Below are 25,497 nucleotides of genomic sequence, written 5' to 3'. Positions count from 1 at the left end.
ACGCTCCGCGTCCCTGTGTGACGCAGAGCGTCACTGGATTCATTCCCACGCAGAGCGTGGGAACGATCACTGGCAAAAGTTCGAGGTGGTTCGCCACCTCTGTAACGATCAAAGATTTGCGGAGTACGTCATGGCCATCGCCGTTCCCCTGAACGAGGGCGCCAGCCCCACCTTGAAGCAGAAGCTCAAGCACGCCGAGCGGGTCAACCGCTGGAAAGCCCAGGCGCTGATTGCGCCGCTGGTGCTGTTTCTGCTGCTGGTGTTTCTGGTGCCGATTGTGGCGCTGCTCTATAAAAGCGTCGGCAACCCGGAAGTGGTTGGCGGCATGCCGCGCACTGTCACTGCCATCGCCAGTTGGGACGGCCGTGGTCTGCCCGCCGAGCCGGTGTACAAGGCGGCCAGCGAAGACCTCGCCGAAGCCCGCAAAAACCAGACGCTGGGCGATCTGTCCAAGCGCTTGAACATGGAGTTGGCCGGCTACCGCAGCCTGCTGACCAAAACCGCCCGGGCGCTGCCGTTCGCCAGCGAACCGGCTTCTTATAAAGAAGCGCTGGAAGCGCTCGACGAACGCTGGGGCGACCCGGCCTACTGGCAAGCGGTGAAACGCAACACCAGCAGCATCACTCCGTATTACCTGCTGGCGGCGGTCGATCACCGCATCGATGACCTCGGCGAAATCGCCCCGGCCACTCCGGATCAGGCGATCTACCTCGACATCTTCGCTCGCACGTTCTGGATGGGCCTGGTCATCACCGTGATCTGCTTGCTGCTCGCCTATCCATTGGCCTACCTGCTGGCGAACCTGCCTTCGCGGCAGAGCAATCTGCTGATGATTCTGGTGCTGCTGCCGTTCTGGACTTCGATTCTGGTGCGGGTCGCAGCGTGGATCGTGCTGCTGCAATCCGGCGGCCTGATCAACAGTGCGCTGCTGGCCATGGGCATCATCGATAAACCGCTGGAACTGGTGTTCAACCGCACCGGCGTGTACATCTCGATGGTGCACATTCTGCTGCCGTTCATGATTCTGCCGATCTACAGCGTGATGAAAGGCATCTCGCCGACCTACATGCGTGCGGCGATTTCCTTGGGCTGTCATCCGTTCGCCAGCTTTTGGCGGGTGTACTTCCCGCAGACCTACGCGGGTGTCGGCGCCGGCTGCCTCTTGGTGTTCATCCTCGCGATTGGCTACTACATCACCCCGGCGCTGCTCGGCAGCCCGAACGACCAAATGGTCAGCTACTTCGTCGCTTTCTACACCAACACCAGCATCAACTGGGGCATGGCCACTGCGCTCGGCGGCTTGCTGTTGCTGGCGACCGTGGTGCTTTATCTGATCTACAGCTGGCTGGTCGGCGCCAGTCGCCTGCGCCTGAGCTAAGGGGAATTTGCGATGCTGAGTCCTTACATGTCGCCCATTGAACGGGTGTGGTTCTACAGCCTGCGGATTCTCTGCGGCCTGATTCTGTTGTTCCTGATCCTGCCGGTGCTGGTGATCGTGCCGCTGTCGTTCAACTCGGGGAGTTTCCTGGTCTATCCGCTGCAGGGTTTCTCGCTGCAGTGGTACCACGACTTCTTCGCCTCGGCGGAATGGATGCGCGCGCTGAAGAACAGCATCATCGTCGCCCCGGCGGCGACGGTGCTGGCGATGATCTTCGGCACGCTGGCGGCGATCGGCCTGACCCGTGGCGACTTCCCCGGCAAATCGCTGGTGATGGCGCTGGTGATTTCGCCGATGGTGGTGCCGGTGGTGATCATCGGCGTGGCGAGTTATCTGTTCTTCGCGCCACTGGGGCTGGGTAACAGCTTCTTCTCGCTGATCGTCGTGCATGCGGTATTGGGTGTGCCGTTTGTGATCATCACCGTGTCGGCGACGTTGCAGGGGTTTAATCACAACCTGGTGCGTGCTGCTGCGAGTCTCGGTGCATCGCCGCTGACTGCATTCCGCCGGGTGACCTTGCCGCTGATTGCGCCGGGAGTGATTTCCGGGGCGCTGTTTGCCTTTGCCACTTCTTTCGATGAAGTGGTGGTGACGCTGTTCCTTGCCGGACCCGAGCAGGCGACATTGCCTCGGCAGATGTTCAGCGGGATTCGCGAGAACCTGAGCCCGACGATTGCAGCGGCAGCGACGTTGCTGATTGCCTTCTCGGTGATCTTGCTGCTGACGCTGGAATGGCTGCGCGGGCGCAGCGAGAAACTGCGTACTGCGCAGGTCTGAGATCAAGGTCAAAAGCCACCCCTCACCCCAGCCCTCTCCCCAAGAGGGCGAGGGGGAAGGGAGCAGATCTCCGTGGCTTTCGCGGCCGGAGTTCGACTCGGTAATTCAGGTCGATGTATTTCGAGAGTACAACCCGGTCAGTCCCCTCTCCCTCCGGGAGAGGGTTAGGGTGAGGGGCTCTTGATCTTCCTATCCGATCAACCATTCACACCCTGAATAGCAGACAACCCCAAATCCCCAGCTAATCTTGTGCCCAGCTCCCACATCTATAAGAGGCTGCGCACCATGAGTCTGTCCCAGTTCAAAATCGCTCACAAACTGATCACCGGCGCCGCAGCCATCGAGCAACTGGCCGCCGAACTCACCCGCCTCGACATCGACAACCCGCTGATCGTCACCGACGCCGCGCTGGTCAAGTCCGGTACTGTCGAGCTGGCGCTGGTGCAACTCGGCGGGCGCGAATACGAGATTTTCGACCGTGTGCTGCCCGACCCGGAAATCGCCATCGTCGAGGACTGCATGCGCGCCTATCGCGAAGGCGGGCATGACGGTTTGATCGGCCTCGGGGGCGGTAGCGCCATCGATATTGCCAAAAGTGTCGCCGCCTACGCCGGATATCACGGCGCGCTGGAAGATTTGTTCGGTGTCGATCAGGTGCCGCGCAAAGGCCCGCCGCTGATCGCCATTCCGACCACTGCTGGCACTGGCTCTGAAGTCACCAACGTGGCGATCCTCTCGGACAAGGTCGCGCAGTTGAAGAAAGGCATCGTCAGCGACTATCTGCTGCCGGACGTGGCGCTGGTCAGCCCGCAAATGACCCTGACCTGCCCGCGCAGTGTCACCGCCGCCAGTGGTGTCGATGCACTGGTGCACGCCATCGAATCCTATCTGTCGGTGAACGCCTCGCCGATCACCGACTCCCTCGCCATCGGCGCGATCAAGTTGATCGCCAGCGCCTTGCCCAAGGCCTACGCCAACGGCGCCAATCTGCAAGCGCGCGAAGACATGGCCACCGCCAGCCTCATGGCCGGCATGGCGTTCGGTAACGCCGGGGTCGGCGCGGTGCATGCGCTGGCGTATCCGCTGGGTGGGCGCTTCAACATTGCCCACGGCGTCAGCAACGCCTTGCTGCTGCCCTATGTGATGACCTGGAACAAAATGGCCTGTGTCGAACGCATGCAGGATATTGCCGAAGCCATGGGCGTGAAGACCGCGCATCTGAGCGCCAGCGAAGCCGCGGACAAAGCCGTGCAGGCCATGACCGACCTGTGCGCGGCGGTGGAAATCCCTGCCGGGCTGCGCAGTTTCGGCGTGCCGGAGGAAGCGATCCCGGCGATGGCCGTGGAGGCCGCTGGCATCGAGCGCTTGATGCGCAACAACCCGCGCAAACTCAGCGCCGGCGATATCGAGAAGATCTACCGCGCGGCTTACTGAGGCGCGATCGCTGAGGGCTCATGGCACAACCCAATCATCGCGGTCCCGGTGCGCGCGTGGAAACTTGAGGTATACAATGCGCGCCATCGTGATTTAGCTCAGCACAGGTGCGTCATGCAGCCCTTCGTAATTGCTCCGTCGATCCTCTCCGCCGACTTCGCCCGCCTCGGCGAGGAAGTGGACAACGTTCTCGCCGCCGGCGCCGACTTCGTCCACTTCGATGTCATGGACAACCACTACGTACCGAACCTGACGATCGGCCCGATGGTCTGCGCGGCGCTGCGCAAGTACGGCGTCACCGCGCCGATCGACGCGCACCTGATGGTCAGCCCGGTGGACCGCATCGTCGGCGACTTCATCGAAGCCGGCGCGACCTACATCACCTTCCACCCGGAAGCCACTTTGCACGTCGATCGCTCGCTGCAATTGATCCGCGAAGGTGGTTGCAAATCCGGTCTGGTGTTCAACCCGGCGACTCCGCTGGACGTGCTCAAGTACGTGATCGACAAGGTCGACATGGTCCTGCTGATGAGCGTCAACCCGGGATTCGGCGGGCAGAAGTTCATTCCCGGCACCCTCGACAAGTTGCGTGAAGCGCGGGCGATCATCGACGCTTCCGGTCGCGACATCCGTCTGGAAATCGACGGCGGCGTCAACGTCAACAACATCCGCGAAATTGCCGCTGCTGGCGCTGACACCTTTGTCGCCGGCTCGGCCATTTTCAACGCGCCGAACTATCAGGAAGTCATCGACAAGATGCGTTCCGAACTGGCACTGGCGCGCCCATGAGCGGTTTTGAGCAGTTGTTCCCGGGGCAGTTGCCACGGTTGGTGATGTTCGATCTGGATGGCACGCTGATCGATTCGGTTCCCGACCTGGCGGCGGCGGTGGACACCATGCTGCTCTCCCTCGGCCGTCCGCCGGCGGGTATCGAAGCGGTGCGCGAATGGGTCGGCAATGGCGCGCCGGTGCTGGTGCGTCGGGCCTTGGCGGGTGGCATCGATCACTCGGCAGTGGACGACGCTGAAGCCGAGCGCGCACTGGAGATTTTCATGGAGGCGTACGGCGCCAGCCATGAACTGACCGTGGTCTATCCCGGTGTGCGCGACACGCTCAAGTGGCTGCACAAGCAAGGCGTGGCCATGGCGTTGATCACCAACAAGCCCGAGCGCTTCGTCGCGCCGTTGCTCGATCAGATGAAGATCGGGCGCTACTTCAAGTGGATCATCGGCGGCGATACCCTGCCACAGAAGAAGCCTGACCCGGCGGCGCTGTTTTTCGTGATGAAGATGGCCAACATTCCGGCCTCGCAATCGTTGTTCGTCGGCGACTCGCGCAGTGATGTGCAGGCGGCGAAAGCGGCGGGGGTCAAGTGTGTGGCGCTGAGTTATGGCTACAACCATGGCCGGCCGATTGCCGAGGAATCGCCGGCACTGGTGATCGACGATTTGCGCAAACTAATTCCCGGTTGCCTGGATCTGGCCGGTGGGATAACGTTGCCCGACGCTGTTCAACCCCCTTCTGGAAACGCCATCGTGGTGGTTACCCGCAAACTCTGGATGAAAGTCATCAAGGCCCTGGCCCGCTGGCGTTGGCGCGCCTGACTGATTCTGGCCGGCCCTGCCGGCGCGTTTGCATACCTGACTGATTGCACCTCACACCACGAGGCACCTTATGAATCGCGAAGAATTCCTGCGTCTGGCCGCTGACGGCTACAACCGCATCCCGTTGGCTTGCGAAACCCTGGCCGACTTCGACACGCCGCTGTCGATCTACCTGAAACTGGCCGATCAGCCCAACTCCTACCTGCTCGAATCGGTGCAGGGCGGCGAGAAATGGGGCCGTTATTCGATCATCGGCTTGCCGTGCCGCACCGTGCTGCGGGTTCATGATCATCACGTCAGCATCACCGTCGATGGCGTCGAGACCGAAAGCCATGACGTCGAAGACCCGCTGGCCTTCGTTGAAACCTTCAAGGCGCGCTACAACGTGCCGACCATCGCCGGCCTGCCGCGCTTCAACGGTGGTCTGGTCGGTTACTTCGGTTACGACTGTGTGCGCTATGTCGAGAAGCGTCTGGGCAAATGCCCGAACCCGGATCCGCTGGGCGTGCCGGACATTCTGCTGATGGTTTCCGACGCCGTTGTGGTGTTCGACAACCTGGCCGGCAAGATGCACGCGATCGTCCTCGCCGACCCTGCGCAGACCGATGCCTTCGAGCAAGGTCAGGCGCGTTTGCAGGAACTGCTCGAGCAACTGCGTCAGCCGATCACCCCGCGTCGTGGCCTGGATTTCAGCAAACAGCAATCGGCCGATCCGGTGTTCCGTTCCAGTTTCACTCAGGACGATTACGAAAAAGCCGTCGACACCATCAAGGAATACATCCTCGCCGGCGACTGCATGCAGGTGGTGCCGTCGCAGCGTATGTCGATCGACTTCAAAGCTGCGCCGATCGATCTGTACCGTGCCCTGCGGTGCTTCAACCCGACGCCGTACATGTACTTCTTCAACTTCGGCGATTTCCACGTCGTCGGCAGTTCGCCGGAAGTGCTGGTGCGCGTCGAAGACAATCTGATCACCGTGCGCCCGATCGCCGGCACGCGCCCACGCGGTGCCACCGAAGAAGCCGATGTGGCGCTGGAGCAGGATCTGCTCTCGGATGACAAGGAGATCGCCGAGCACTTGATGCTGATCGATCTGGGCCGCAACGATACCGGGCGCGTTTCGGAAATCGGCTCGGTGAAGCTCACCGAGAAAATGGTCATCGAGCGTTATTCCAATGTGATGCACATCGTCTCCAACGTCACCGGCCAGTTGAAGTCGGGCCTGACCGCGATGGACGCACTGCGGGCGATTCTGCCGGCGGGTACGTTGTCGGGCGCACCGAAGATTCGCGCGATGGAAATCATCGACGAGCTGGAGCCGGTCAAGCGCGGTGTGTACGGCGGCGCGGTCGGTTACTTCGCCTGGAACGGCAACATGGACACCGCCATTGCCATTCGCACGGCGGTGATCAAGAACGGTGAATTGCACGTACAGGCCGGCGGCGGCATCGTCGCCGACTCGGTGCCGGCGCTGGAATGGGAAGAAACCCTGAACAAACGCCGCGCGATGTTCCGCGCCGTGGCCCTGGCCGAGCAGACCCCGGACGCCTGATCCACGCAATTTCCCATGTGGGAGCGAGCCTGCTCGCGAAGAGGATGTGTCAGTCACCGTTGATATTGACTGACCCGGCGCTTTCGCGAGCAGGCTCGCTCCCACATTGGGTTTTGTGTTGAGGCATAAAAAAGCGGCGCCCTGACAGGCGCCGCTTTTTTGCATCTACGACTCAGAAATCCAGCACAACCCCGACATTCACTCCCTGCTGCTTGAAGTCATCATCCTTGCGGAACGTATACCCCCCACGCAGCGCCAGATCCGCCGTCAGCTTGTGACTGACACCCAGGCTCAAGCGGTTCAGGTGACTAGCCGGCGTGTAGCCTTCAAGGGTGAAGTCATTGGCCGGCAGGGTATTGAGGGCGATGTTGACCTTCTGCACGTCATCTTCGTACTCACGCTCGTGGGCGTATTCGCCGTACACCTGAGTTTGCGCGGTGAAGTTGTACTTGCCCTGGATGCCCAGGCCGAGTCGTTTCGAATCGCGGCTCTGGTCATCGAAGGTCAGCGCCGTGGCGCGGTTGCTCTTTTCCGAGTAACCGTCGACATCGACACTGGCGTAATCGGCGCTGACGAACGGCGACAGGTGCCATTGGCTGCCCGGTTGCGCAATGTCATAGCCCAAGCGCGTGCTGAACGCCCACAGGCTGCCGTCGGTATCGCCTTTCTCCGCGCCCTCGCTGGCGCCGAGGTCGAACTTGCGCTTGAGGTTGTCGTAGTCGAGTTTGCCGCCGGTCAGCGCCGCGTCGGCCCACCAGCGGTTCTGCTGGAACTGGGCGAACGCGGTGGCCATGTAGCTGTTGAGTTTGTAGTCGGAATCGTTGTGCCCGGCCTCGAGATTCTGTCGGTACAAACCGGCCGCCACGCCCACGCGCCAGGCTTCGTTCAGGCGATAGCTGCCGCCGACGTTGAGGTTGTAACCGCTGCCATCGGCGCTGGCGCCGCTGCTTTGGCTGTCGACATCCAGATGCTGTCCGCCGGCCGAGACAATCGCGCGCCATTGGCCGACCGCTTGCCAGTTCTCCCAGTCTGCCTGCCATTGGTTGCGCAATTCATCCTGATGCGCGCGCACGGTGCCGTGGGCCATTTCAGGTAGCAGGCTCAATTCCCACGGCGCAGCCAGCAACGAATAGGCGTAATCGGCGATCAGTTTTTGCCCGGATTCGGTCGGGTGTACGCCATCGTTGTAGATCAGCTTGGTCGGATCCGGCGTGGCGCTGTTGATCCCGTAACGGGCGTTTTCCGTGCAGCTATTGCCACTGAAGCAGGTCGCGGTGAGGTTCTGGTCGGTAGCCAGACCAAAGCGCCCCGGGTCGGCGAAGACTTCCGAGAGCAGCACCGGAATGTTCAGCGGAATGACTTCGGCGTTGATGCCTTGCAGGCGCGTCACCAACTGACTGTTGAACTGGTTGGCGAGGGTGCTGCTGAACGCTTGCAGCGGCGTGCCGTTCAGAGCAGGTGTCAGGCCCACGTCGGGCAGCAGCCAGACCATCACGTATTTGGCGCCGGCGGTCTGCAGGGTTTGCACGCTATCGGCCAGCCGATTGGCTGCGGCGTTGGCCTGGGGCAGGCTGAGAATGCGGCCCTGGAGGAAGTCATTGCCGCCACCGGAAATGTAATACAGCGCGTTCGGGTCGGCGCGGAAGCCGTTCGACGGCAGGTATCCGGCGCGGGTGCGTTCGCCGGTGGCCGATTGGGTGGTGATCGAGTCGAGAATCTGGTCGGTGCGATAACCACCGACCGCCCAGTTGTTGCCGTCGGGCTGGTCGTTTTCCGCGCGCACTGCGGAGCTGGAAGAGGCTGTCTGGTCGGGCGAAAAGCCTAGGCGGCCGCCGAGCAACTGGGTGGAATTCAATGAAAAAACTTCGCCGCTGCCACCCTGATACACCGGCCCGGTACGGTTGGTGTAACGCTCGGTGGAGCCCGCCGGGCCGCCGGTGTCGGCGAAGGTGCCGGCATCGTTGAGGCTGTCGCCGAACACAATGAAACTGGAATAAGGATTGGGCGCTGCATTGGCCTGGGCGCAGGCGAGTGCGAGCAAGCAGCTGGCCAGCGGTACAAACAACGTCTGTCTGATCATGAGCAAGTCCGTTTATTTATTGTTGTAGGTGAACGAAACGACAGTACCAAAAACGTTCGGCGTTTTGCCATCGGTCGTGAATCCCTCTGCCGTTTTATAACCCGCAGGCCCCGCCATATTGCACGCTCCGCCCAGCTAAGTTACTGTGCCGGAACGTATGAACGAGACCTTCCCCGTGTTGATCACCAGCAAACTTCTGGATCAAGTCATCAAGGCACACGCCCGCTGGCGTTGGCGCGCCTGAATCTTCTCTGCCGGCTCCGCCGGATCTGTATCGCTTTGCCTTCCTTGTCTGTTTGAAATGCCGCTGTGCTGGCGCCCTGTGCGCGTCCGACATCGCGCAGCGCCCTGCGGGCAAGTCATCTGAAGGCTGTCATCAAGTCAGAATTCAAGAGGTTCGAAACGCCATGTTGCTGATGATCGACAACTACGACTCCTTTACCTACAACGTTGTGCAATACCTCGGCGAGCTGGGTGCCGAGGTCAAAGTGGTGCGCAACGACGAACTGACCATCGCCGAAATCGAAGCGCTGAATCCCGAGCGCATCGTGGTTTCCCCCGGGCCGTGCACGCCCACCGAGGCGGGCGTTTCCATCGACACGATCAAGCACTTCGCCGGCAAACTGCCGATCCTCGGCGTCTGCCTCGGCCACCAGTCCATCGGTCAGGCCTTCGGCGGTGATGTGGTGCGTGCCCGCCAGGTCATGCACGGTAAGACTAGCCCGGTATTCCACGAGGACAAGGGCGTGTTTGCCGGCCTCAATCATCCGCTCACCGTTACCCGTTACCACTCGCTGATCGTCAAGCATGACAGCCTGCCCGATTGCCTCGAGCTGACCGCATGGACCCAGCACGATGACGGCTCGGTCGACGAGATCATGGGCCTGCGTCACAAGACCCTGAACATCGAGGGTGTGCAGTTCCACCCCGAATCGATCCTCACCGAGCAGGGTCATGAATTGTTTGCCAACTTCCTCAAACAAACCGGCGGCACGCGCTAAGGACTTCCCATGAATATCAAGACAGCCCTCAGCCGTATCGTCGAACACCTCGACCTGAGCACCGATGAAATGCGCGATGTGATGCGCGAGATCATGACCGGCCAGTGCACCGAAGCGCAGATCGGCGCGTTCATGATGGCCATGCGCATGAAGAGCGAAAGCATTGACGAAATCGTCGGCGCGGTGTCGGTGATGCGCGAGCTGGCCGATCAGGTCGAGCTGAAAACCCTCGACGGCGTGGTCGATGTGGTCGGCACCGGCGGTGACGGTGCGAACATCTTCAACGTATCGACCGCGTCTTCCTTCGTTGTCGCAGCGGCCGGTTGCACCGTGGCCAAGCACGGCAACCGCGCAGTGTCCGGCAAGAGCGGCAGCGCCGATCTGCTGGAAGCTGCCGGCATTTATCTGAACCTGACCCCGGTGCAGGTCGCGCGCTGCATCGACAACGTCGGCATCGGTTTCATGTTCGCCCAGACCCACCACAAAGCGATGAAGTACGCCGCCGGCCCGCGCCGCGAACTCGGCCTGCGCACGCTGTTCAACATGCTCGGCCCGCTTACGAATCCGGCCGGTGTGAAACATCAGGTTGTCGGCGTATTCACCCAGGCGCTGTGCCGGCCATTGGCCGAAGTCTTGCAACGGCTGGGCAGCAAACACGTGCTGGTCGTGCATTCGAAGGACGGTCTGGATGAGTTCAGCCTCGCCGCGCCGACCTTTGTTGCCGAGCTGAAGAACAACGAAATCACTGAGTATTGGGTCGAACCGGAAGACCTCGGCATGAAGAGCCAGAGCCTGCACGGTCTGTCGGTCGAAGGCCCGGAAGCATCGCTGGCGCTGATCCGCGATGCCCTCGGCAAGCGCAAGACCGAAAACGGTCAGAAAGCTGCCGAGATGATTGTGCTCAATGCCGGTGCGGCGCTTTACGCCGCCGACCTGGCAAGCAGTCTGAAACAAGGTGTGGAGCTGGCGCACGACGCGCTGCACACCGGCCTCGCTCGGGAAAAGCTCGAGGAGCTGGGTGCCTTTACCGCGGTATTCAAAGTGGAGAATGAAGGATGAGTGTACCGACGGTTCTGGAAAACATTCTGGCGCGCAAGGTTGAGGAAGTCGCCGAGCGCAGCGCTCGGGTCAGCCTGAGCGAGCTGGAAAGTCTGGCCAAGGCGGCCGATGCACCCCGTGGTTTTGCCCAGGCGTTGCTGGCGCAAGCGAAGAAGAAACAACCGGCGGTGATTGCCGAAATCAAAAAGGCTTCGCCGAGCAAAGGCGTGATCCGCGAAGACTTTGTGCCGGCCGACATCGCCAAGAGCTACGAAAAGGGCGGGGCGACCTGTCTGTCGGTGCTGACCGACATCGATTACTTCCAGGGCGCCGATGCCTACCTGCAACAGGCGCGCGCCGCCTGCAAATTGCCGGTGATCCGCAAGGACTTCATGATCGATCCGTACCAGATCGTTGAAGCCCGCGCGCTGGGCGCCGATTGCGTGCTGTTGATCGTCTCCGCACTGGACGACGTGAAGATGGCCGAGCTGGCCGCCGTGGCCAAAGGCGTCGGCCTCGACGTCCTGGTGGAAGTGCACGATGGTGACGAACTTGAGCGCGCGTTGAAAACCCTCGACACGCCGCTGGTCGGGGTCAACAACCGCAACCTGCACACCTTTGACGTCAGCCTGGAAACCACCCTCGACCTGTTGCCGCGCATCCCGCGTGATCGCCTGGTGATCACCGAAAGCGGCATCCTCAATCGGGCCGACGTTGAGCTGATGGAAATCAGCGATGTGTACTCGTTCCTGGTCGGCGAAGCGTTCATGCGCGCGGAAAATCCGGGCATTGAACTGCAGCGCCTGTTCTTTCCGGAGCGTGGTGTGCCGATCAGCGGTTCGACCCTCGACTGACCGAGTCGACCTCATTCGCAAGCAGGCTCGCTCCCACAGGGAAATGCATTCCAGTGTGGGAGCGAGCCTGCTCGCGAAGAGGCGCTAAATTCCGCTAAAGAGATTCAATCTGCCGGAGCTCACCATGTCGTTGCCAACCCCGCTGACCATCGAATCCGGCCTGCAAGCCGAACAGGACTTGCTGGCCTCGGTCTGCGCTGGCGACGCCGAATTCGGCCTGCTGTTCTGGCAACCCACCGACCGCGCGCTGGTCATGCCGCGCCGCCTCAACCGTCTCCCGCAATTCGACCATGCCTGCGAAGTCTCCGCTAACGCTGGCTGGCCGGTGCTGTTGCGTGAAACGGGCGGTGAGCCCGTCCCGCAATCCGCTGCGACCATCAACATTGCCTTGGTGTATGCCCCGCCTGGCAGTGAAGGCGACCTGAACCGCATCGAAACCGGCTACCGCCGTCTGTGCGATCCGATCTGTCAGTTGCTGGATGAGTTGGGTGGCACGTCGTCAGTCGGGGAAATCGACGGCGCATTCTGCGACGGCCGTTTCAACGTCAATCTCGACGGTCGCAAGATGGTCGGCACCGCCCAGCGCTGGCGCCAGAGCCAGGGCGGCCAGCGTCCGGTGGGGCTGGTGCACGGTGCAATGCTGATGGATGACGGGCGTGAAGCGATGGTCGCCGCGGTCAACCGCTTCAATGAAACCTGCGGCCTGGAGCAGCGGGTGAGGGCGCAAAGCCACATCGCCCTGCATGAGAAATTCAACGCGCCACATGCGTTGGCGCGTCTCGATGAATTGTTTCGTTTGATGCTGGCGCAGATTTACGTCTAGCGCGTGCCGAAGACCACCATCGTCTTGCCTTTCACATCGACCAGGTTGCGTTCTTCCAGATCCTTGAGCACGCGGCCGACCATCTCCCGTGAACAACCGACAATCCGGCCGATTTCCTGACGGGTGACTTTGATCTGCATGCCGTCGGGATGGGTCATGGCGTCCGGCTGTTTGCACAGCTCCAGCAGGCAGCGGGCGACGCGGCCGGTGACGTCGAAAAACGCCAGGTCGCCGACTTTGCGCGTGGTGTTGCGCAGGCGTTGTGCGATTTGTCCGCTGAGGGCGTAAAGAATGTCTGGATCCTGCTGCGATAACTCGCGGAACTTGGCGTAACTGATTTCTGCGGTTTCACATTCAACCTTGGCACGCACCCAGGCGCTGCGTTCCTGCTCCTGACCTGCCTGCTCGAACAGACCCAGTTCGCCGAAGAAATCCCCGGCGTTGAGGTAGGCGATGATCATCTCGCGGCCATCGTCATCTTCGATGAGGATGGTGACCGAACCCTTGATGATGAAGTACAGCGTGTCCGAGCGATCGCCGGCGCAGATGATGTTGCTCTTGGCCGCATGACGCCGGCGCTGGCAATGCATCAACAGCTTGTCGATGTTCTTGATTTTGGGTGTGGGGGTAATAGCAACCATGGTTGTATCCCGAAAAGACTGCACGGTGATGTTTGAGTTGTTATGAGGCGCTGAAGGCGGTCGCTACAGAGCTGACGAATTGGCGCCAGCGAATTGGCGCCAGCTTACCAGACACTTCGTCGTAAATTCGAGAAATTACCTACAGCCAGAAAGCATCCGTCCTAGGACGTCGTTCCTGCCGGGACAAAGCGCTGTGCTAAGCTGGCGACCCTTTTTTTACTGTGGAGTCTGGGCGATGAAGGCACGCATCCAATGGGCTGGCGAAGCCATGTTCCTCGGCGAATCCGGCAGCGGTCATGTCGTGGTGATGGACGGCCCGCCGGACGCCGGCGGCCGTAACCTCGGGGTTCGCCCGATGGAAATGCTCTTGCTGGGTGTCGGCGGTTGCAGCAATTTCGATGTGGTCAGCATCCTGAAGAAGTCGCGCCAGGCCGTTGAAAGCTGTGAAGCCTTCCTCGACGCCGAGCGTGCGACTGAAGATCCGAAGGTGTTTACCAAGATCCACATGCACTTCGTGGTCAAGGGCCGGGGCTTGAAAGAAGCTCAGGTCAAGCGCGCCATCGAACTGTCGGCCGAGAAATATTGCTCGGCGTCGATCATGCTCGGCGCGGCTGGCGTGGCAATCACCCACGATTATGAAATCGTCGAACTCGGCTGAACCGACATTCAACTATCATAAAAGCAGTGCAGACTCTGGCGATCCCCCGCTGACGTCTGCATAATGCGCCACTTTTTTCAGGGCAGTGATCGGTCAGCCGACGGGTCATCCGCCTGAACAGATAACCAAAATCGCCATCGCGAAGAGGTGTTAACCGTCCTACGCAGGTGCGTTGTTCGCACTTGACGGGCATGCTTGATCACGCGGCCGCGCCGCATACATAGAGAGTTTTTAACGGTGAAAAGCAAACTCAAGCTCCACGGGTTCAATAACCTGACAAAGACCTTGAGCTTCAACATCTATGACATCTGCTACGCGGAAACCCCGCAAGACCAGCAGGCTTACGTTGAGTACATCAATCAAGAGTACAACGCGAAACGCCTGACGCAGATTCTCACAGAAGTTGTCGAGATCATTGGTGCCAACATCCTGAACATCGCCAGTCAGGACTATGAACCCCAGGGCGCCAGCGTCACGATTCTGATTTCGGAAGAGCCGGTAACCCCGACTGACAGCCAGATCGAAGAATCGCCGGGCCCTTTGCCCGAAATTATTCTGGCCCACCTCGACAAGAGCCACATCACGGTGCACACCTATCCGGAAATCCATCCGGACGATGGTATTGCGACCTTCCGTGTGGATATCGACGTGTCGACCTGTGGTGTCATTTCACCGCTCAAAGCACTCAACTTCCTCATTCACCAGTTCGATTCGGACATCGTGACCGTGGATTACCGTGTGCGCGGCTTCACCCGTGACGTTGAAGGCAACAAACACTTCATCGACCACGAGATCAACTCGATCCAGAACTACCTCTCCGAAGACACCCGCGACGCGTACCAGATGACCGACGTGAACGTGTACCAGGAAAACCTGTTCCACACCAAAATGCTGCTGAAGAACTTCGAACTGGATAACTACCTGTTCGGCGATGCCACCAGCAACCTCTCGCCCGAGCAGCGTGCCCAGGTGACCGACCGTGTGAAACACGAAATGCTGGAAATCTTCTACGCGCGCAATATGCCGACCTAAGATTACCGGACAAAAAAAGGCGACCTCGTGGTCGCCTTTTTCATGCCTCATACAAAACCTCTGTGGGAGCGAGCCAGCTCGCGAAGAGGTCATCAGCACCGACACAGATCTCAGATCCGATAAGTACTCTTGGTCATCACCTTGGCCAACAAGCTCATCCCGAACTTGACCGGCGCCGGAAAACGAAACCCGCCCGCATCCAAAGCACTTTCCGCATGGTGTTCTTCATCGATGCGCATCTGCTCAAGAATCGCCCGGGATTTTTCGTCCTCGGCCGGCAATTGCTCCAGATGTTCGTTCAAGTGTTTGCAGACCTGATGCTCGGTCGCCGCAACGAAACCAAGGCTGACCTTGTCGCTGATCAGGCCGGCCACCGCGCCGATACCGAACGACATGCCGTAAAACAGTGGATTCAGCACGCTGGTGTGGCTGCCCAGCTGATGGATGCGCTGTTCACACCAGACCAGATGATCGATCTCTTCTTCAGCCGCGTGCTCCATGGCTGCGCGTACCTGCGGCAACTTGGCGGTCAGCGCCTGTCCCTGATACAGCGCCTGGGCGCAGACTTCGCCGGTATGGTTGATGCGCATCAGACCGGCGACATGGCGGGTGTCTTCATCGCTCATTTGCGTATCCGGCTGCAGAATCGCTGGCGACGGGCGGTACGGCTGGCCACTGAAGGGCAACAGGGTGCGCATCGCGGCATCGGCTTGCAGTAGCAGACGGTCTATGGGCGAGTAGTGACGTTGGGTAGTCATGCTGACCTCCGGGAAGAATCTCGGCGGCCAGTTTAACCGAATCGGCCGGCGAGGGTTTGCGCTGGGTCACTTGCTGGGCGGTCAGGCTTTTTTGTGGGAGCGAGCCTGCTCGCGAAAGCGGATTATCGGCTACTGAAGTGTTGGATGTATCGGCGCCTTCGCGAGCAGGCTCGCTCCCACGGTTGGTTGTCGCCAATCAGCCCGGCGGCCAGTTCATCTGACGCTGCCCCAGCACGTGCATATGGATGTGATAGACAGTCTGCCCGCCAAGTTCATTGCAGTTCATCACCACGCGGAAGCCTTCTTCGCAACCCAGTTCCAGCGCCAGACGCTGCGCGGTGAACAGGATGTGCCCGGCCAGTGCCTTGTCGTCTTCGGTCAGGTCGTTGAGCGTGCGCACCGGTTTTTTCGGGATCACCAGAAAGTGCACCGGAGCCTGTGGGGCGATGTCGTGGAAGGCCAGAACCTGGTCGTCCTCGTAGATGATATTGGCCGGGATTTCCCGGTTGATGATCTTGGTGAACAGAGTATCCACTGCTGTTTCTCCGTTGAGTTGGGCTGAATCGAGTGTACCGCTTCGAAGTCGTGTTCCTAGCGGGGGCAGTAAGCTTTATTGACCATGCCGACAATCGTCCGGTTAAGCCAGCGCGAACCCAGTCGCGGCAGGAACGCCAGCCAGCGGTTGCGCCGTCCCGGAATAATGATGGCGCGGTTTTTATCCAGTGCGCGTACGGCATGCAGTGCCACTTCTTCCGGACTCATCAGCGAGTGGCTGCTTTCGATCTTTTCGCTACTCATCTGTGCGGTTCGGAAGAACGGTGTGCGCGTCGGGCCGGGGCAAAGCACGGAGACTTTCACGCCGCTTTGTTTGAGCTCCACGCGCAGGGCTTCGGAAAAATGCAGCACATAGGCTTTGCTGGCGTAGTAGGTGCTCATCCATGGGCCGGGGCTGTACGCAGCCACCGACGCGACATTGAGGATCTGCCCGCCACCCAGCAGCGCCATGCTGTTACCCACCGCATGGCAGAGGCGGGTGAGGGCGAGGATATTGACCTCGATGAGGTCCTGCTCGGTCATCCAGTCTTGCGCCAGGAATGGCCCGCAGGTGCCGATGCCTGCGCAATTTACCAGCAGATCGATTTGCCGGTCGCCTTCTTCCAGCTCCAGCAAAAAGCCCGACAGGCGCAACGGTTCGCCGAGATCGCAGGCACGAAACAATACTTCGACATCGAAACGCTGGGTCAGCTCGATGGCGATACTTTCCAGCTGATCACGCTGTCGTGCCACCAGAATCAGGCTGCGGCCGCGCCGGGCCAGTGCTTCGGCCATGGCCAGGCCGATGCCGCTGGAAGCACCGGTGATCAGAGCGTAACGGGTCATGCAGTTCTCCATCGCAACAGCTCCGCGCCGGCGACGCAGTTGTCGCGGCAGGGAGCGCTGTTCATTCTTGCGCAGAGTCTACAGGGGCCTGCGCCGGTTCGGCTGCCTCGTCGGCGGAAATCGCTGGCGGCTCGACAACTTCAACTTCGTCGGTGGTCACCGCGCCGCTGTCATAGCTGCTCTCCAGACTGCTTTCATATTCTTCCTGCACAGCCGAGAAGCCGCCAAGCAGGCCGCCGGCAAAAATCAGTGCGAAGAATACGATCCACAACGAGCACAGCACTTTGACCGCCGTGCTGTTCGGTGGCGGCGGCGGGCCATAGCGGTTGGCGCCGGCATTGCCGGGTACGACCATCATTACCAGCGGGAAAAAACTGCCCACGAACGGCACCAGATTCAACAACCACAGCCAGCCCGACCAGCCGATATCGTGCAGGCGCTGAACGCTGAACAGAATGCTGACGATCATGAAGCCAATGAACAGGAAGACCGCCAGAATGCCGCCGAGGATCAGCCCGGTAGTCGAGTCGCCGCTGACCAGGCCCAACGCAATCAAAGCAAACACGCCGACGATGGGCAGGGTCACCAGGCTCAAGACCATGGTCCAGGCCAGAAAACGCAGGCGACCGATCCGGCCTTCGACGCTCAATGGCTTGAGCGTGGCGAATGGCGGCAGAGCTTCACCGACATTGGCGCGCGGTGGGGCGTAAGGCGAGTCCGGTTCCACCACCGCTGCAGGGTTATCGTGGACGTCCGCGAGATTCAGCTCGATGGCGGTTTCCGCTTCGATCCGCGCATCGATCCCGGTTTTGTTCAACGCCTGCAGATACGTCTGCGCATCGCTGTGAGACAACTCACGTTTGAGAGCGACGGTGCGGCCATTGAACAGGCGCTCGATGGCGGCCACATCGCTTTTGAACAGATCCGCCAGATTCAGTTTGGCGGTGGTGAGGTCGACGCCGGGCTGCAGCGCGCCGTCGAAGACGATCTTGTAACGGGTGTCGCTCATGGCCGAGGCATCCTTGTCGCGATTCATTGGGCAGCCAGTCTGATCAGGACTGGCCAGATATGTTTTTCAGCGCGGCCAGCGTTGTGGCAGCTGTGCAGCGCGCGTTTGGGCTTGACGATATTCAGCGTCGAGCCGCGCGATCAACTGATCCACGCTTGGCAGATCACCAATCTGGCCAACACCCTGACCCGCCGACCACACGGTCTTCCAGGCTTTGGCTTCATCGTTGATCGGCTTGAGCTTGTCGCCGAAATTGACCTCGCCCTTGCCTTGCAGGGCCGCCATGTCGAAACCGGCCGCCTCCAGGCTCTGGCGCATGAAACTGGCCGGCACTCCCGACACCGCTGGAGTATGAATGATGTCGGCAGCCTTGGCTGTCAGCAGCATTTCTTTATAAGCGTCAGGCGCGTGACTTTCGGTGGTGCCGATAAATCGCGTACCGAAGTAGGCCAAATCCGCGCCGAGCAGCTGCGCGGCGAGAATCTCATGGCCGTGGTTCAAACATCCTGCAAGCAACAGCGTCTTGTCGAAAAACTCACGGATCTCGGCAATCAGCGCAAACGGACTCCAGGTGCCGGCATGCCCGCCGGCGCCGGCCGCGACGGCAATCAGCCCGTCGACACCGGCTTCAGCGGCTTTCTCGGCATGGCGCCGCGTGGTCACGTCGTGAAACACCAGACCGCCGTAGCTGTGCACCGCGTCGACCAGTTCCTTCACCGCGCCGAGGCTGGTGATAACGATCGGCACCTTGTGCTCGACGCAAATGTCCAGATCCGCCTGCAGACGCGGGTTGCTGTGGTGAACAATCAGGTTCACCGCATAAGGGGCCGGATTATCCAGCGTCGCCAGGCCCGCTTCGATCTGTTCCAGCCAGGCCTTGAACCCACTGCTTTCGCGTTGGTTCAGCGCCGGAAAGCTGCCGACCACGCCGTTGCGGCAGCAGGCGAGCACCAGTTCCGGATTGGAGATCAGGAACATCGGCGCTGCTACTACGGGCAGACGCAGACGTTGTTCGAGCAGAGCGGGCAGCGACATTGAGAACACCCCGAGGATCTGTATTGGTTGAAGTTAGAACGGCTTGACCACGACCAGAATTACGATAGCCAGCAATATCAGAACCGGCACTTCATTGAACCAGCGATAAAAGACATGGCTGCGGGTGTTTTCGCCACGGGCGAAGCGTTTTACCTGCGCGCCGCACATATGGTGGTAACCGATCAGCAGAACGACCAGAGTCAGTTTTGCGTGAATCCAGCCGCCCTGGCTGAAAAGGCTCGGGTTGAGGTAGATCAGCCAGCCACCGAAGATCAGCGTGGCGATCATCGCCGGGCCCATGATGCCGCGATACAGCTTGCGCTCCATGACGCTGAAGCGTTCCTGGCTGATCGTGTCGGTGCTTTGCGCGTGGTAAACGAACAGGCGCGGCAAGTAGAACAGCCCGGCAAACCAGCAGACGACGCTGACAATGTGAAACGCTTTGAGCCATAGATAGAGCATTTTTGGTTATTCCCTCATTCACGGTAGCCAGATAGTAGAGGCTTGAGCGTCCGCGCGTCACCTTGGCGGTTGTCGCAGGCGCGCGCGGCCCCTATTATCGACGGCTTTCCAGTGGGTTCGTTGAGGGCAGGTTTATGGTCAAGGTCGGTATCGTCGGCGGCACGGGTTACACCGGTGTCGAACTGCTGCGTCTGTTGGCACAGCATCCGCAGGCAGAAGTGGTCGTCATCACTTCCCGATCCGAGGCCGGACTGGCCGTGGCTGACATGTACCCGAACCTGCGCGGTCACTATGACGGGCTGGCGTTCAGCGTGCCGGACGTGATAACCCTTGGCGCCTGCGACGTGGTTTTCTTCGCCACGCCACACGGTGTGGCTCACGCCTTGGCAGGCGAGCTGCTGGCGGCGGGCACCAAGGTCATCGACCTGTCCGCCGACTTCCGTCTGCAAGATGCTGATGAATGGGCCAAGTGGTACGGCCAGCCACACGGCGCACCGCAATTGCTGGACGAAGCGGTCTATGGTCTGCCGGAAGTCAATCGCGAGCAGATCAAGAAAGCGCGCCTGATCGCGGTGCCGGGTTGCTATCCGACCGCAACGCAATTGGGTTTCCTGCCATTGCTGGAAGCAGGTCTGGCCGACGCATCGCGTTTGATCGCCGACTGCAAATCTGGTGTCAGTGGTGCCGGGCGTGGTGCCGCTGTAGGTTCTTTGTACTCCGAGACGTCGGAAAGCATGAAGGCCTATGCGGTAAAAGGTCATCGTCATCTGCCGGAAATTCGCCAGGGCCTGCGTCGCGCGGCGGGCAAGGACGTCGGCCTGACCTTCGTCCCGCACCTGACGCCGATGATTCGCGGTATTCACTCCACGCTCTACGCGACAGTAGCGGATCGCTCGGTTGATCTGCAGGCACTGTTCGAAAAGCGCTATGCCAACGAACCCTTCGTCGATGTCATGCCAGCCGGCAGCCACCCGGAAACCCGTAGCGTGCGTGGCGCCAACGTCTGCCGCATCGCCGTGCATCGTCCACAGGATGGCGATCTGGTGGTCGTGCTCTCGGTGATCGACAATCTGGTCAAGGGCGCCTCGGGCCAGGCGGTGCAGAACATGAACATTCTGTTCGGACTGGACGAGCGCTTCGGCCTGTCACACGCCGGCATGCTGCCTTAAAAGCAGCTACGAGCTTCAAGCCACAAGCTACAAGAGATCAGAGGCAGGCTTGAAGCTCACCGCTTGAAGCTTGCCGCTGCTCCTCTAATAGTTGACCAATTTTCTAGGACAAGCGGATAATGCGCGTCATCACGCATTATGGCGGCGTAACGCCGGGAGATAGTCAGCATGAGCGTCGAATCCTTCACCCCCACGGCTTTGCAATTCACTCAAGGTGCTGCGCACAAGGTGAAGAGCCTGGTCGATGAAGAGGGGAATGATCGCTTGAAGCTGCGCGTATTTGTTACGGGCGGCGGTTGTTCAGGGTTTCAATACGGTTTCACCTTCGATGAGGACGTGGCCGATGACGACACCATCGTCGAGCGCGAAGGCGTGAGCCTGGTGGTCGATCCGATGAGCTTCCAGTACTTGGCCGGTGCCGAGGTGGATTATCAGGAAGGTCTGGAAGGTTCGCGCTTCGTGATCAAGAACCCGAATGCCACAACGACTTGTGGTTGCGGTTCGTCGTTCTCGATCTGATCGCGCTTCAGCGCACACAACAAAACGCCGCAGAGCCTTTCGGTTCTGCGGCGTTTTTGTATCTGAAGTTTATGCCGGGTAGATGGCGCCGAGTACGCGCAGCCCGCGAGCGCCGGTGACGCTTGGCCGATTGGCGGCGATGCCTTCGAGGCAGCAATGAGCCAGCCAGGCGAAGGCCATGGCTTCTACCCAGTCAGGGTCAACGCCGTGAGTTGCGGTGCTGGCGACTTGGGTATTTGGCAGCAGATCCGCCAGACGTCTCATCAGCGTCGCGTTGTGCGCGCCGCCGCCACAAACCAGCAATTCCTGAGTGTCCGATTGAGCGCTTTGTAGCGACTCGACGATGGTCAGCGCCGTCAGTTCGAGCAGCGTGGCCTGAACGTCTTCGGCTGCGAAGGTTGGCAGGTTCGAAAGATGCTGTTCCAGCCATGGCAGATTGAAGACTTCCCGGCCGGTACTCTTCGGGCCTTTGGTGACGAAGAACGGGTCGCTGAGCAGTGCCGTGAGCAGGGCTGGTTCAACCTTGCCGATCGCAGCCCATTTGCCGTCCCGGTCATAGTTCTCGCCCCGTTGCCGGTGAATCCAGGCGTCCATCAGAACATTCCCCGGTCCGCAGTCGAAACCGGCTACAGGTTTGTTCGGCTCAATCAGGCTGAGATTGCTGAATCCGCCGACATTCAAGACTGCCTGGTTACCAGTACGCTCTTCAAACAACGCTTCGTGAAAGGCTGGCACCAGAGGCGCACCTTGGCCACCCGCTGCGACATCGCGACTGCGGAAATCGCTGACGACGGTAATACCGGTCAACTCAGTCAGCAGGGCTGGATTACCGATCTGCACGGTAAACCCGCGCGCCGGCTCATGGCGAATGGTCTGACCGTGGCTGCCGATGGCGCGGATGGCTTCGGGCTTGAGTTGTTGTTGCGCGAGGAGGGTGTGAATGCCCGACGCGGCAAGTTCGACCCAGTGTTGCTGGGCAATCGCCGAGCGGGCGATCTCGTCGAGGCCGCTGGCGCACAAGCCAAGCAGCTCGGCGCGCAGGGAGTCAGGCATTGGCAGGTAGTGGGTGGCGATCAGTTTGATCGCCGAGGTCTGCTCGATCAGGGCGATGTCCAGCCCGTCGAGACTGGTTCCGGACATCACACCGATATACAGGGCCATGGCTTAGCGCTTGCTCGAAGCCAACATGGTGGCCTTCTCTTGATCCATGCGCGCCATCAACGGCTGGCTCTGCGCGAGGAAGCGCGCGCGTTCGGACTTGGCGATCGGATCGGCCATCGGCAGCTTCTGGCCCAGCGGATCGACGTGAACGCCGTTGACCTGGAACTCATAGTGCAAATGCGGGCCGGTGGAAAGGCCGGTTGTACCGATATAGCCAATGACTTGACCTTGCTTGACGCTGCCACCGGTTTTCACGCCTTTGGCAAAGCCCTGCATATGGCCATAGAGCGTACGGTAAGTGTTGCCGTGCTGAATGATCACAGTGTTGCCGTAACCACCACGACGACCGGCCAGCAACACTTTGCCGTCACCGGCAGCCTTGATCGGCGTGCCTCGCGGCGCTGCATAGTCGACACCTTTGTGCGCGCGGATCTTGTTGAGGATCGGGTGTTTGCGGCCCATGGAGAACTTCGAGCTGATGCGGGCGAAGTCAACCGGCGTACGGATGAAGGCCTTGCGCATGCTGTTGCCATCGGCAGTGTAATAGCTGCTGTTGCCTTGTTTGTTGGTGTAGCGAACAGCGGTGTAAGTCTTCCCGCGGTTGGTGAAGCGCGCCGACAGGATCGGGCCGGTGCCGACAGCCTTGCCGTTGATGACTTTCTGCTCGTAGATCACATCGAATTCATCACCCTGACGAATGTCCTGCGCGAAATCGATGTCGTAGCCAAAGACGCTGGCCATGTCCATGGTCATGCTGTGAGAAAGGCCGGCGCGGGCTGCGGACTGCGACAGTGAGCTGTTGATGACACCGTGGACGTAGGCAGTGCGAACGGTTGGCTTGGCAGTCACTCGGTTGAACGAATAACCCTTGTCATTCTTGGTCAGGGTGATGGTTTCAACGTCGCTGACCTTGCTGTGCAGGCTAGTCAACTGGCCTTCCGGGCTGAGTTCGAATTCGAGTTTCTGACCGCGCTTGAGTTGGCTGAACTGCTTGGCTTGCTTGTCGCTTGCCAGTATTTCGTGCACGGAGGCTGCCGGTAGGCCGACTTTTTCAAACAGGGTAGACAGCGTATCGCCTTTGGAAACCACGACCTCGCGGTGCCCAGGCTCTTTTGGTTTCTCAGCAGGGGCTACAGGTGCTGGCGCGGTTTCAGCGGTTTGCGCGGCATTTTCGTCGCTGTTTTCGATTTGTGCGAACGGCGAAGCTACCGGCTCGTTTGTGGCTTGAGCCGCATCAGCAGCGTCTTGATCTTGTGTCAGTTGTTCAGCAGGACTTTCCAGTTCAAGACTCAGAGTCGTCTTTTTGGCTTCAACATCGCTGGAGGGAAATACCAGCAGCGCCAGGCTGAGAAGGGCGGCGATTCCACTTGCGGCGAGCAGGTGGGTCTTCGGGTAAAGCGGGGGCGCTTTAGACGGTTCTGTGGTCATAGGTAATTTTTGACTTTGAAATAGATGAATTGGAAAAGATGAATGACATGATGAAGATGAAATAACTGTATAAAATATAACCAAATCATCGCTGAAGCAAGTCTACAGACCTCGGGTCTGTGGATTGGTGTCCGTGCGCCGGGCAAAACTTGTAATTGGTGCGCGTTCTTGTATGGTTGGTTCCCTTTGAATCTGAGCCTTGCGGGTCTGTTATGAAGTCGGTTGAAGAGCAGCTAGCGCTGATTAAACGTGGTGCGGAAGAACTATTGGTCGAGTCCGAGCTGGTCGAGAAGCTCAAGCGCGGCCAACCGCTGCGTATCAAGGCTGGTTTCGACCCTACCGCTCCGGATCTGCATCTTGGGCATACCGTGCTTATTAATAAGCTGCGTCAGTTCCAGGAACTGGGGCACCAGGTGATCTTCCTTATAGGTGACTTCACCGGGATGATCGGCGATCCGAGCGGCAAGAGCGCCACGCGTCCGCCACTGACGCGTGAGCAGGTTCTGGAGAATGCCGAGACCTACAAGACTCAGGTTTTCAAAATCCTTGATCCGGCGAAAACCGAAGTTGCCTTCAACTCCACTTGGATGGACAAGATGGGGCCGGCGGATTTCATTCGCCTGACTTCGCAATACACCGTCGCTCGCATGCTCGAGCGCGATGACTTCGACAAGCGCTACACCACCAACCAGCCGATCGCTATTCACGAGTTCCTCTATCCGCTGGTTCAGGGTTATGACTCGGTCGCGCTACGCGCCGATGTTGAGCTGGGCGGTACCGATCAGAAATTCAACCTGCTGATGGGTCGCGAGTTGCAGCGTGGTTATGGCCAGGAAGCCCAGTGCATTCTGACCATGCCATTGCTGGAAGGTCTGGATGGCGTGAAGAAGATGTCCAAGTCGCTGGGCAACTATGTCGGTATCCAGGAAGCGCCAGGCGTCATGTACAGCAAGCTGGTTTCCATCCCGGATGCGCTGATGTGGCGTTACTTCGAGTTGCTCAGCTTCCGTTCGATGGATGAAATCAACGCATTCCGGGCTGACGTCGAAGCTGGAGCGAATCCGCGTGACATCAAAATCAAACTCGCTGAAGAGATCGTTGCGCGTTTCCATGGTGAAGAGGCTGCGGCGAACGCTCACCGAGGCGCTGGCAACCGCATGAAGGATGGCGAGCTTCCAGATGACTTGCCTGAGATCGAACTGTCTTCGGTTGAGGATATGCCAATCGCTGCCGTCCTTAATAAGGCTGGCTTGGTGAAGAACTCAGCGGCGGCGCGAGATCTGTTGGCGGCTGGCGGGGTGCGTGTCGATGGTGAGGTGGTTGATCGCTCCTTTATATATGTACTGGGCACGACTCACGTTTGCCAAGCCGGCAAGAAAGCTTTTGCACGTATTACGCTGAAATCTGAATAAAGTTGAAATTGGGGGTTGACGGCGAATTCTAGAAGTCTATAATTCGCCCCACTTCCGGCGCAGTCGAAACGGAAAACTCCTTGAGATTCAAAGAGTTACGCAGTTTTCGACAGCGACTTGCTTCAGATCATCGAAGCCTGGAAGGAGTTGAAAGAGCAGTGATGTGTAGCTCTTTTAACGGTTCGATCTTCTCGGTCGAAAGCGGAGAAAAAGAGGTGTTGACAGCAGCGAT

Annotated in this window: 25 protein-coding genes; 15 read left to right on the top strand and 10 right to left on the bottom strand. The window is 59.7% G+C overall.

Annotation, left to right across the window (positions count from 1 at the left end; translation table 11 throughout):
- The first annotated feature begins 130 nt into the window (after positions 1-130).
- The 6 genes from D8U61_RS18985 to trpE all read left to right on the top strand — a co-directional run bounded on the left by D8U61_RS18985 (position 131) and on the right by trpE (position 6,805).
- A complete protein-coding gene (locus D8U61_RS18985) occupies positions 131-1,378 on the top strand; it encodes an ABC transporter permease (RefSeq protein WP_073476581.1) in 1,248 nt (415 codons plus the stop codon).
- A 12-nt stretch (positions 1,379-1,390) separates the two neighbouring features.
- A complete protein-coding gene (locus tag D8U61_RS18980; protein ID WP_093097808.1) occupies positions 1,391-2,215 on the top strand; it encodes an ABC transporter permease in 825 nt (274 codons plus the stop codon).
- A gap of 285 nt (positions 2,216-2,500) precedes the next feature.
- Positions 2,501-3,649, top strand: a complete 1,149-nt coding sequence (locus D8U61_RS18975; protein WP_016772910.1) for an iron-containing alcohol dehydrogenase — start codon at positions 2,501-2,503, stop codon at positions 3,647-3,649.
- 114 nt (positions 3,650-3,763) lie between these two features.
- The gene (gene rpe, locus D8U61_RS18970; protein WP_007918813.1) at positions 3,764-4,438 is read left to right on the top strand and encodes a ribulose-phosphate 3-epimerase; all 675 of its coding nucleotides are present in this window, start codon (positions 3,764-3,766) and stop codon (positions 4,436-4,438) included.
- Positions 4,435-5,253, top strand: a complete 819-nt coding sequence (locus D8U61_RS18965; RefSeq protein ID WP_041476686.1) for a phosphoglycolate phosphatase — start codon at positions 4,435-4,437, stop codon at positions 5,251-5,253. Before rpe ends, D8U61_RS18965 begins: the two co-directional genes overlap by 4 nt.
- Positions 5,254-5,323: 70 nt before the next feature.
- Entirely contained in the window at positions 5,324-6,805 is a 1,482-nt protein-coding gene (gene trpE, locus D8U61_RS18960) for an anthranilate synthase component I (protein ID WP_125925541.1), read from the top strand.
- A 172-nt stretch (positions 6,806-6,977) separates the two neighbouring features.
- Here the strand turns inward: trpE and estP are convergent, their stop codons facing one another.
- Positions 6,978-8,885, bottom strand: a complete 1,908-nt coding sequence (estP, locus tag D8U61_RS18955; protein WP_130927459.1) for an esterase EstP — start codon at positions 8,883-8,885, stop codon at positions 6,978-6,980.
- A gap of 407 nt (positions 8,886-9,292) precedes the next feature.
- Here estP and D8U61_RS18950 point away from each other — a divergent pair, with 407 nt between their 5' ends.
- From D8U61_RS18950 to D8U61_RS18935, 4 genes are all read left to right on the top strand, one after another.
- Positions 9,293-9,886, top strand: a complete 594-nt coding sequence (locus D8U61_RS18950; protein WP_130927458.1) for an aminodeoxychorismate/anthranilate synthase component II — start codon at positions 9,293-9,295, stop codon at positions 9,884-9,886.
- A gap of 9 nt (positions 9,887-9,895) precedes the next feature.
- Positions 9,896-10,945, top strand: a complete 1,050-nt coding sequence (gene trpD / locus D8U61_RS18945) for an anthranilate phosphoribosyltransferase (RefSeq protein ID WP_041476682.1) — start codon at positions 9,896-9,898, stop codon at positions 10,943-10,945.
- Positions 10,942-11,778, top strand: a complete 837-nt coding sequence (trpC, locus tag D8U61_RS18940; protein ID WP_041476681.1) for an indole-3-glycerol phosphate synthase TrpC — start codon at positions 10,942-10,944, stop codon at positions 11,776-11,778. Before trpD ends, trpC begins: the two co-directional genes overlap by 4 nt.
- A 124-nt stretch (positions 11,779-11,902) precedes the next feature.
- The gene (locus D8U61_RS18935) at positions 11,903-12,601 is read left to right on the top strand and encodes a lipoate--protein ligase family protein (RefSeq protein WP_130927457.1); all 699 of its coding nucleotides are present in this window, start codon (positions 11,903-11,905) and stop codon (positions 12,599-12,601) included.
- Here D8U61_RS18935 and crp read toward each other — a convergent pair.
- Positions 12,598-13,242: a cAMP-activated global transcriptional regulator CRP gene (crp, locus tag D8U61_RS18930; RefSeq protein WP_016772920.1), complete on the bottom strand. Its 645-nt coding sequence runs from the start codon at positions 13,240-13,242 to the stop codon at positions 12,598-12,600. The two genes, D8U61_RS18935 and crp, sit on opposite strands and share 4 nt — an antisense overlap.
- A 235-nt stretch (positions 13,243-13,477) precedes the next feature.
- On the opposite strand from crp, the gene D8U61_RS18925 reads away from it, so the two are divergent.
- Complete coding sequence (locus D8U61_RS18925; RefSeq protein ID WP_016772921.1) at positions 13,478-13,900, top strand: OsmC family protein; 423 nt, start codon at positions 13,478-13,480, stop codon at positions 13,898-13,900.
- Positions 13,901-14,137: 237 nt separating this feature from the next.
- Entirely contained in the window at positions 14,138-14,932 is a 795-nt protein-coding gene (speD, locus tag D8U61_RS18920) for an adenosylmethionine decarboxylase (RefSeq protein WP_024014530.1), read from the top strand.
- Positions 14,933-15,042: 110 nt separating this feature from the next.
- Here the strand turns inward: speD and coq7 are convergent, their stop codons facing one another.
- The 6 genes from coq7 to hemJ form a co-directional block, all read right to left on the bottom strand.
- Positions 15,043-15,690, bottom strand: coding sequence for a 2-polyprenyl-3-methyl-6-methoxy-1,4-benzoquinone monooxygenase (gene coq7 / locus D8U61_RS18915; protein ID WP_041476678.1), 648 nt, complete (start codon positions 15,688-15,690; stop codon positions 15,043-15,045).
- A gap of 196 nt (positions 15,691-15,886) precedes the next feature.
- The gene (locus tag D8U61_RS18910) at positions 15,887-16,225 is read right to left on the bottom strand and encodes a histidine triad nucleotide-binding protein (protein WP_016772924.1); all 339 of its coding nucleotides are present in this window, start codon (positions 16,223-16,225) and stop codon (positions 15,887-15,889) included.
- Positions 16,226-16,281: 56 nt separating this feature from the next.
- Complete coding sequence (locus tag D8U61_RS18905; protein ID WP_122612457.1) at positions 16,282-17,070, bottom strand: SDR family oxidoreductase; 789 nt, start codon at positions 17,068-17,070, stop codon at positions 16,282-16,284.
- Between the two features lie 61 nt (positions 17,071-17,131).
- A complete protein-coding gene (locus D8U61_RS18900; protein ID WP_125925550.1) occupies positions 17,132-18,079 on the bottom strand; it encodes a DUF805 domain-containing protein in 948 nt (315 codons plus the stop codon).
- A gap of 66 nt (positions 18,080-18,145) precedes the next feature.
- Positions 18,146-19,114 (bottom strand): nitronate monooxygenase family protein, encoded by a 969-nt coding sequence (locus D8U61_RS18895; RefSeq protein WP_125925552.1) that lies wholly within the window; start codon positions 19,112-19,114, stop codon positions 18,146-18,148.
- 33 nt (positions 19,115-19,147) lie between these two features.
- Positions 19,148-19,576, bottom strand: coding sequence for a protoporphyrinogen oxidase HemJ (gene hemJ / locus D8U61_RS18890; protein ID WP_016772928.1), 429 nt, complete (start codon positions 19,574-19,576; stop codon positions 19,148-19,150).
- A 134-nt stretch (positions 19,577-19,710) separates the two neighbouring features.
- On the opposite strand from hemJ, the gene argC reads away from it, so the two are divergent.
- Together argC and erpA are read left to right on the top strand one after the other, a co-directional pair.
- Positions 19,711-20,745 (top strand): N-acetyl-gamma-glutamyl-phosphate reductase, encoded by a 1,035-nt coding sequence (argC, locus tag D8U61_RS18885; RefSeq protein WP_130902111.1) that lies wholly within the window; start codon positions 19,711-19,713, stop codon positions 20,743-20,745.
- 168 nt (positions 20,746-20,913) lie between these two features.
- On the top strand, positions 20,914-21,264 hold the full coding sequence (erpA, locus tag D8U61_RS18880) for an iron-sulfur cluster insertion protein ErpA (RefSeq protein WP_007918905.1): 351 nt from the start codon (positions 20,914-20,916) through the stop codon (positions 21,262-21,264).
- A gap of 69 nt (positions 21,265-21,333) precedes the next feature.
- On the opposite strand, the gene D8U61_RS18875 is transcribed toward erpA, so the two are convergent.
- The gene (locus tag D8U61_RS18875) at positions 21,334-22,425 is read right to left on the bottom strand and encodes an anhydro-N-acetylmuramic acid kinase (protein ID WP_130927456.1); all 1,092 of its coding nucleotides are present in this window, start codon (positions 22,423-22,425) and stop codon (positions 21,334-21,336) included.
- Between the two features lie 3 nt (positions 22,426-22,428).
- On the bottom strand, positions 22,429-23,853 hold the full coding sequence (locus D8U61_RS18870) for a peptidoglycan DD-metalloendopeptidase family protein (protein ID WP_110603590.1): 1,425 nt from the start codon (positions 23,851-23,853) through the stop codon (positions 22,429-22,431).
- Positions 23,854-24,065: 212 nt separating this feature from the next.
- Here D8U61_RS18870 and tyrS point away from each other — a divergent pair, with 212 nt between their 5' ends.
- On the top strand, positions 24,066-25,265 hold the full coding sequence (tyrS, locus tag D8U61_RS18860; protein WP_016772931.1) for a tyrosine--tRNA ligase: 1,200 nt from the start codon (positions 24,066-24,068) through the stop codon (positions 25,263-25,265).
- Positions 25,266-25,497: the final 232 nt, after the last annotated feature.

The organism is Pseudomonas sp. Sample_14 (assembly GCF_004307515.1).
Taxonomy (GTDB): domain Bacteria; phylum Pseudomonadota; class Gammaproteobacteria; order Pseudomonadales; family Pseudomonadaceae; genus Aquipseudomonas; species Aquipseudomonas atacamensis.
The sequence above is the reverse complement of the archived record's forward strand: the minus strand, read 5'-3'. Positions and strand labels throughout refer to the sequence as shown.

Bases quoted from the DNA above. Each gene is read 5' to 3' on its own strand.
- D8U61_RS18985 (WP_073476581.1), top strand. From the start codon at position 131: ATGGCCATCGCCGTTCCCCTGAACGAGGGCGCCAGCCCCACCTTGAAG.
- D8U61_RS18980 (WP_093097808.1), top strand. From the start codon at position 1,391: ATGCTGAGTCCTTACATGTCGCCCATTGAACGGGTGTGGTTCTACAGC.
- D8U61_RS18975 (WP_016772910.1), top strand. From the start codon at position 2,501: ATGAGTCTGTCCCAGTTCAAAATCGCTCACAAACTGATCACCGGCGCC.
- rpe (WP_007918813.1), top strand. From the start codon at position 3,764: ATGCAGCCCTTCGTAATTGCTCCGTCGATCCTCTCCGCCGACTTCGCC.
- D8U61_RS18965 (WP_041476686.1), top strand. From the start codon at position 4,435: ATGAGCGGTTTTGAGCAGTTGTTCCCGGGGCAGTTGCCACGGTTGGTG.
- trpE (WP_125925541.1), top strand. From the start codon at position 5,324: ATGAATCGCGAAGAATTCCTGCGTCTGGCCGCTGACGGCTACAACCGC.
- estP (WP_130927459.1), bottom strand. From the start codon at position 8,885: ATGATCAGACAGACGTTGTTTGTACCGCTGGCCAGCTGCTTGCTCGCA.
- D8U61_RS18950 (WP_130927458.1), top strand. From the start codon at position 9,293: ATGTTGCTGATGATCGACAACTACGACTCCTTTACCTACAACGTTGTG.
- trpD (WP_041476682.1), top strand. From the start codon at position 9,896: ATGAATATCAAGACAGCCCTCAGCCGTATCGTCGAACACCTCGACCTG.
- trpC (WP_041476681.1), top strand. From the start codon at position 10,942: ATGAGTGTACCGACGGTTCTGGAAAACATTCTGGCGCGCAAGGTTGAG.
- D8U61_RS18935 (WP_130927457.1), top strand. From the start codon at position 11,903: ATGTCGTTGCCAACCCCGCTGACCATCGAATCCGGCCTGCAAGCCGAA.
- crp (WP_016772920.1), bottom strand. From the start codon at position 13,242: ATGGTTGCTATTACCCCCACACCCAAAATCAAGAACATCGACAAGCTG.
- D8U61_RS18925 (WP_016772921.1), top strand. From the start codon at position 13,478: ATGAAGGCACGCATCCAATGGGCTGGCGAAGCCATGTTCCTCGGCGAA.
- coq7 (WP_041476678.1), bottom strand. From the start codon at position 15,690: ATGACTACCCAACGTCACTACTCGCCCATAGACCGTCTGCTACTGCAA.
- D8U61_RS18905 (WP_122612457.1), bottom strand. From the start codon at position 17,070: ATGACCCGTTACGCTCTGATCACCGGTGCTTCCAGCGGCATCGGCCTG.
- D8U61_RS18900 (WP_125925550.1), bottom strand. From the start codon at position 18,079: ATGAGCGACACCCGTTACAAGATCGTCTTCGACGGCGCGCTGCAGCCC.
- D8U61_RS18895 (WP_125925552.1), bottom strand. From the start codon at position 19,114: ATGTCGCTGCCCGCTCTGCTCGAACAACGTCTGCGTCTGCCCGTAGTA.
- hemJ (WP_016772928.1), bottom strand. From the start codon at position 19,576: ATGCTCTATCTATGGCTCAAAGCGTTTCACATTGTCAGCGTCGTCTGC.
- argC (WP_130902111.1), top strand. From the start codon at position 19,711: ATGGTCAAGGTCGGTATCGTCGGCGGCACGGGTTACACCGGTGTCGAA.
- erpA (WP_007918905.1), top strand. From the start codon at position 20,914: ATGAGCGTCGAATCCTTCACCCCCACGGCTTTGCAATTCACTCAAGGT.
- D8U61_RS18875 (WP_130927456.1), bottom strand. From the start codon at position 22,425: ATGGCCCTGTATATCGGTGTGATGTCCGGAACCAGTCTCGACGGGCTG.
- D8U61_RS18870 (WP_110603590.1), bottom strand. From the start codon at position 23,853: ATGACCACAGAACCGTCTAAAGCGCCCCCGCTTTACCCGAAGACCCAC.
- tyrS (WP_016772931.1), top strand. From the start codon at position 24,066: ATGAAGTCGGTTGAAGAGCAGCTAGCGCTGATTAAACGTGGTGCGGAA.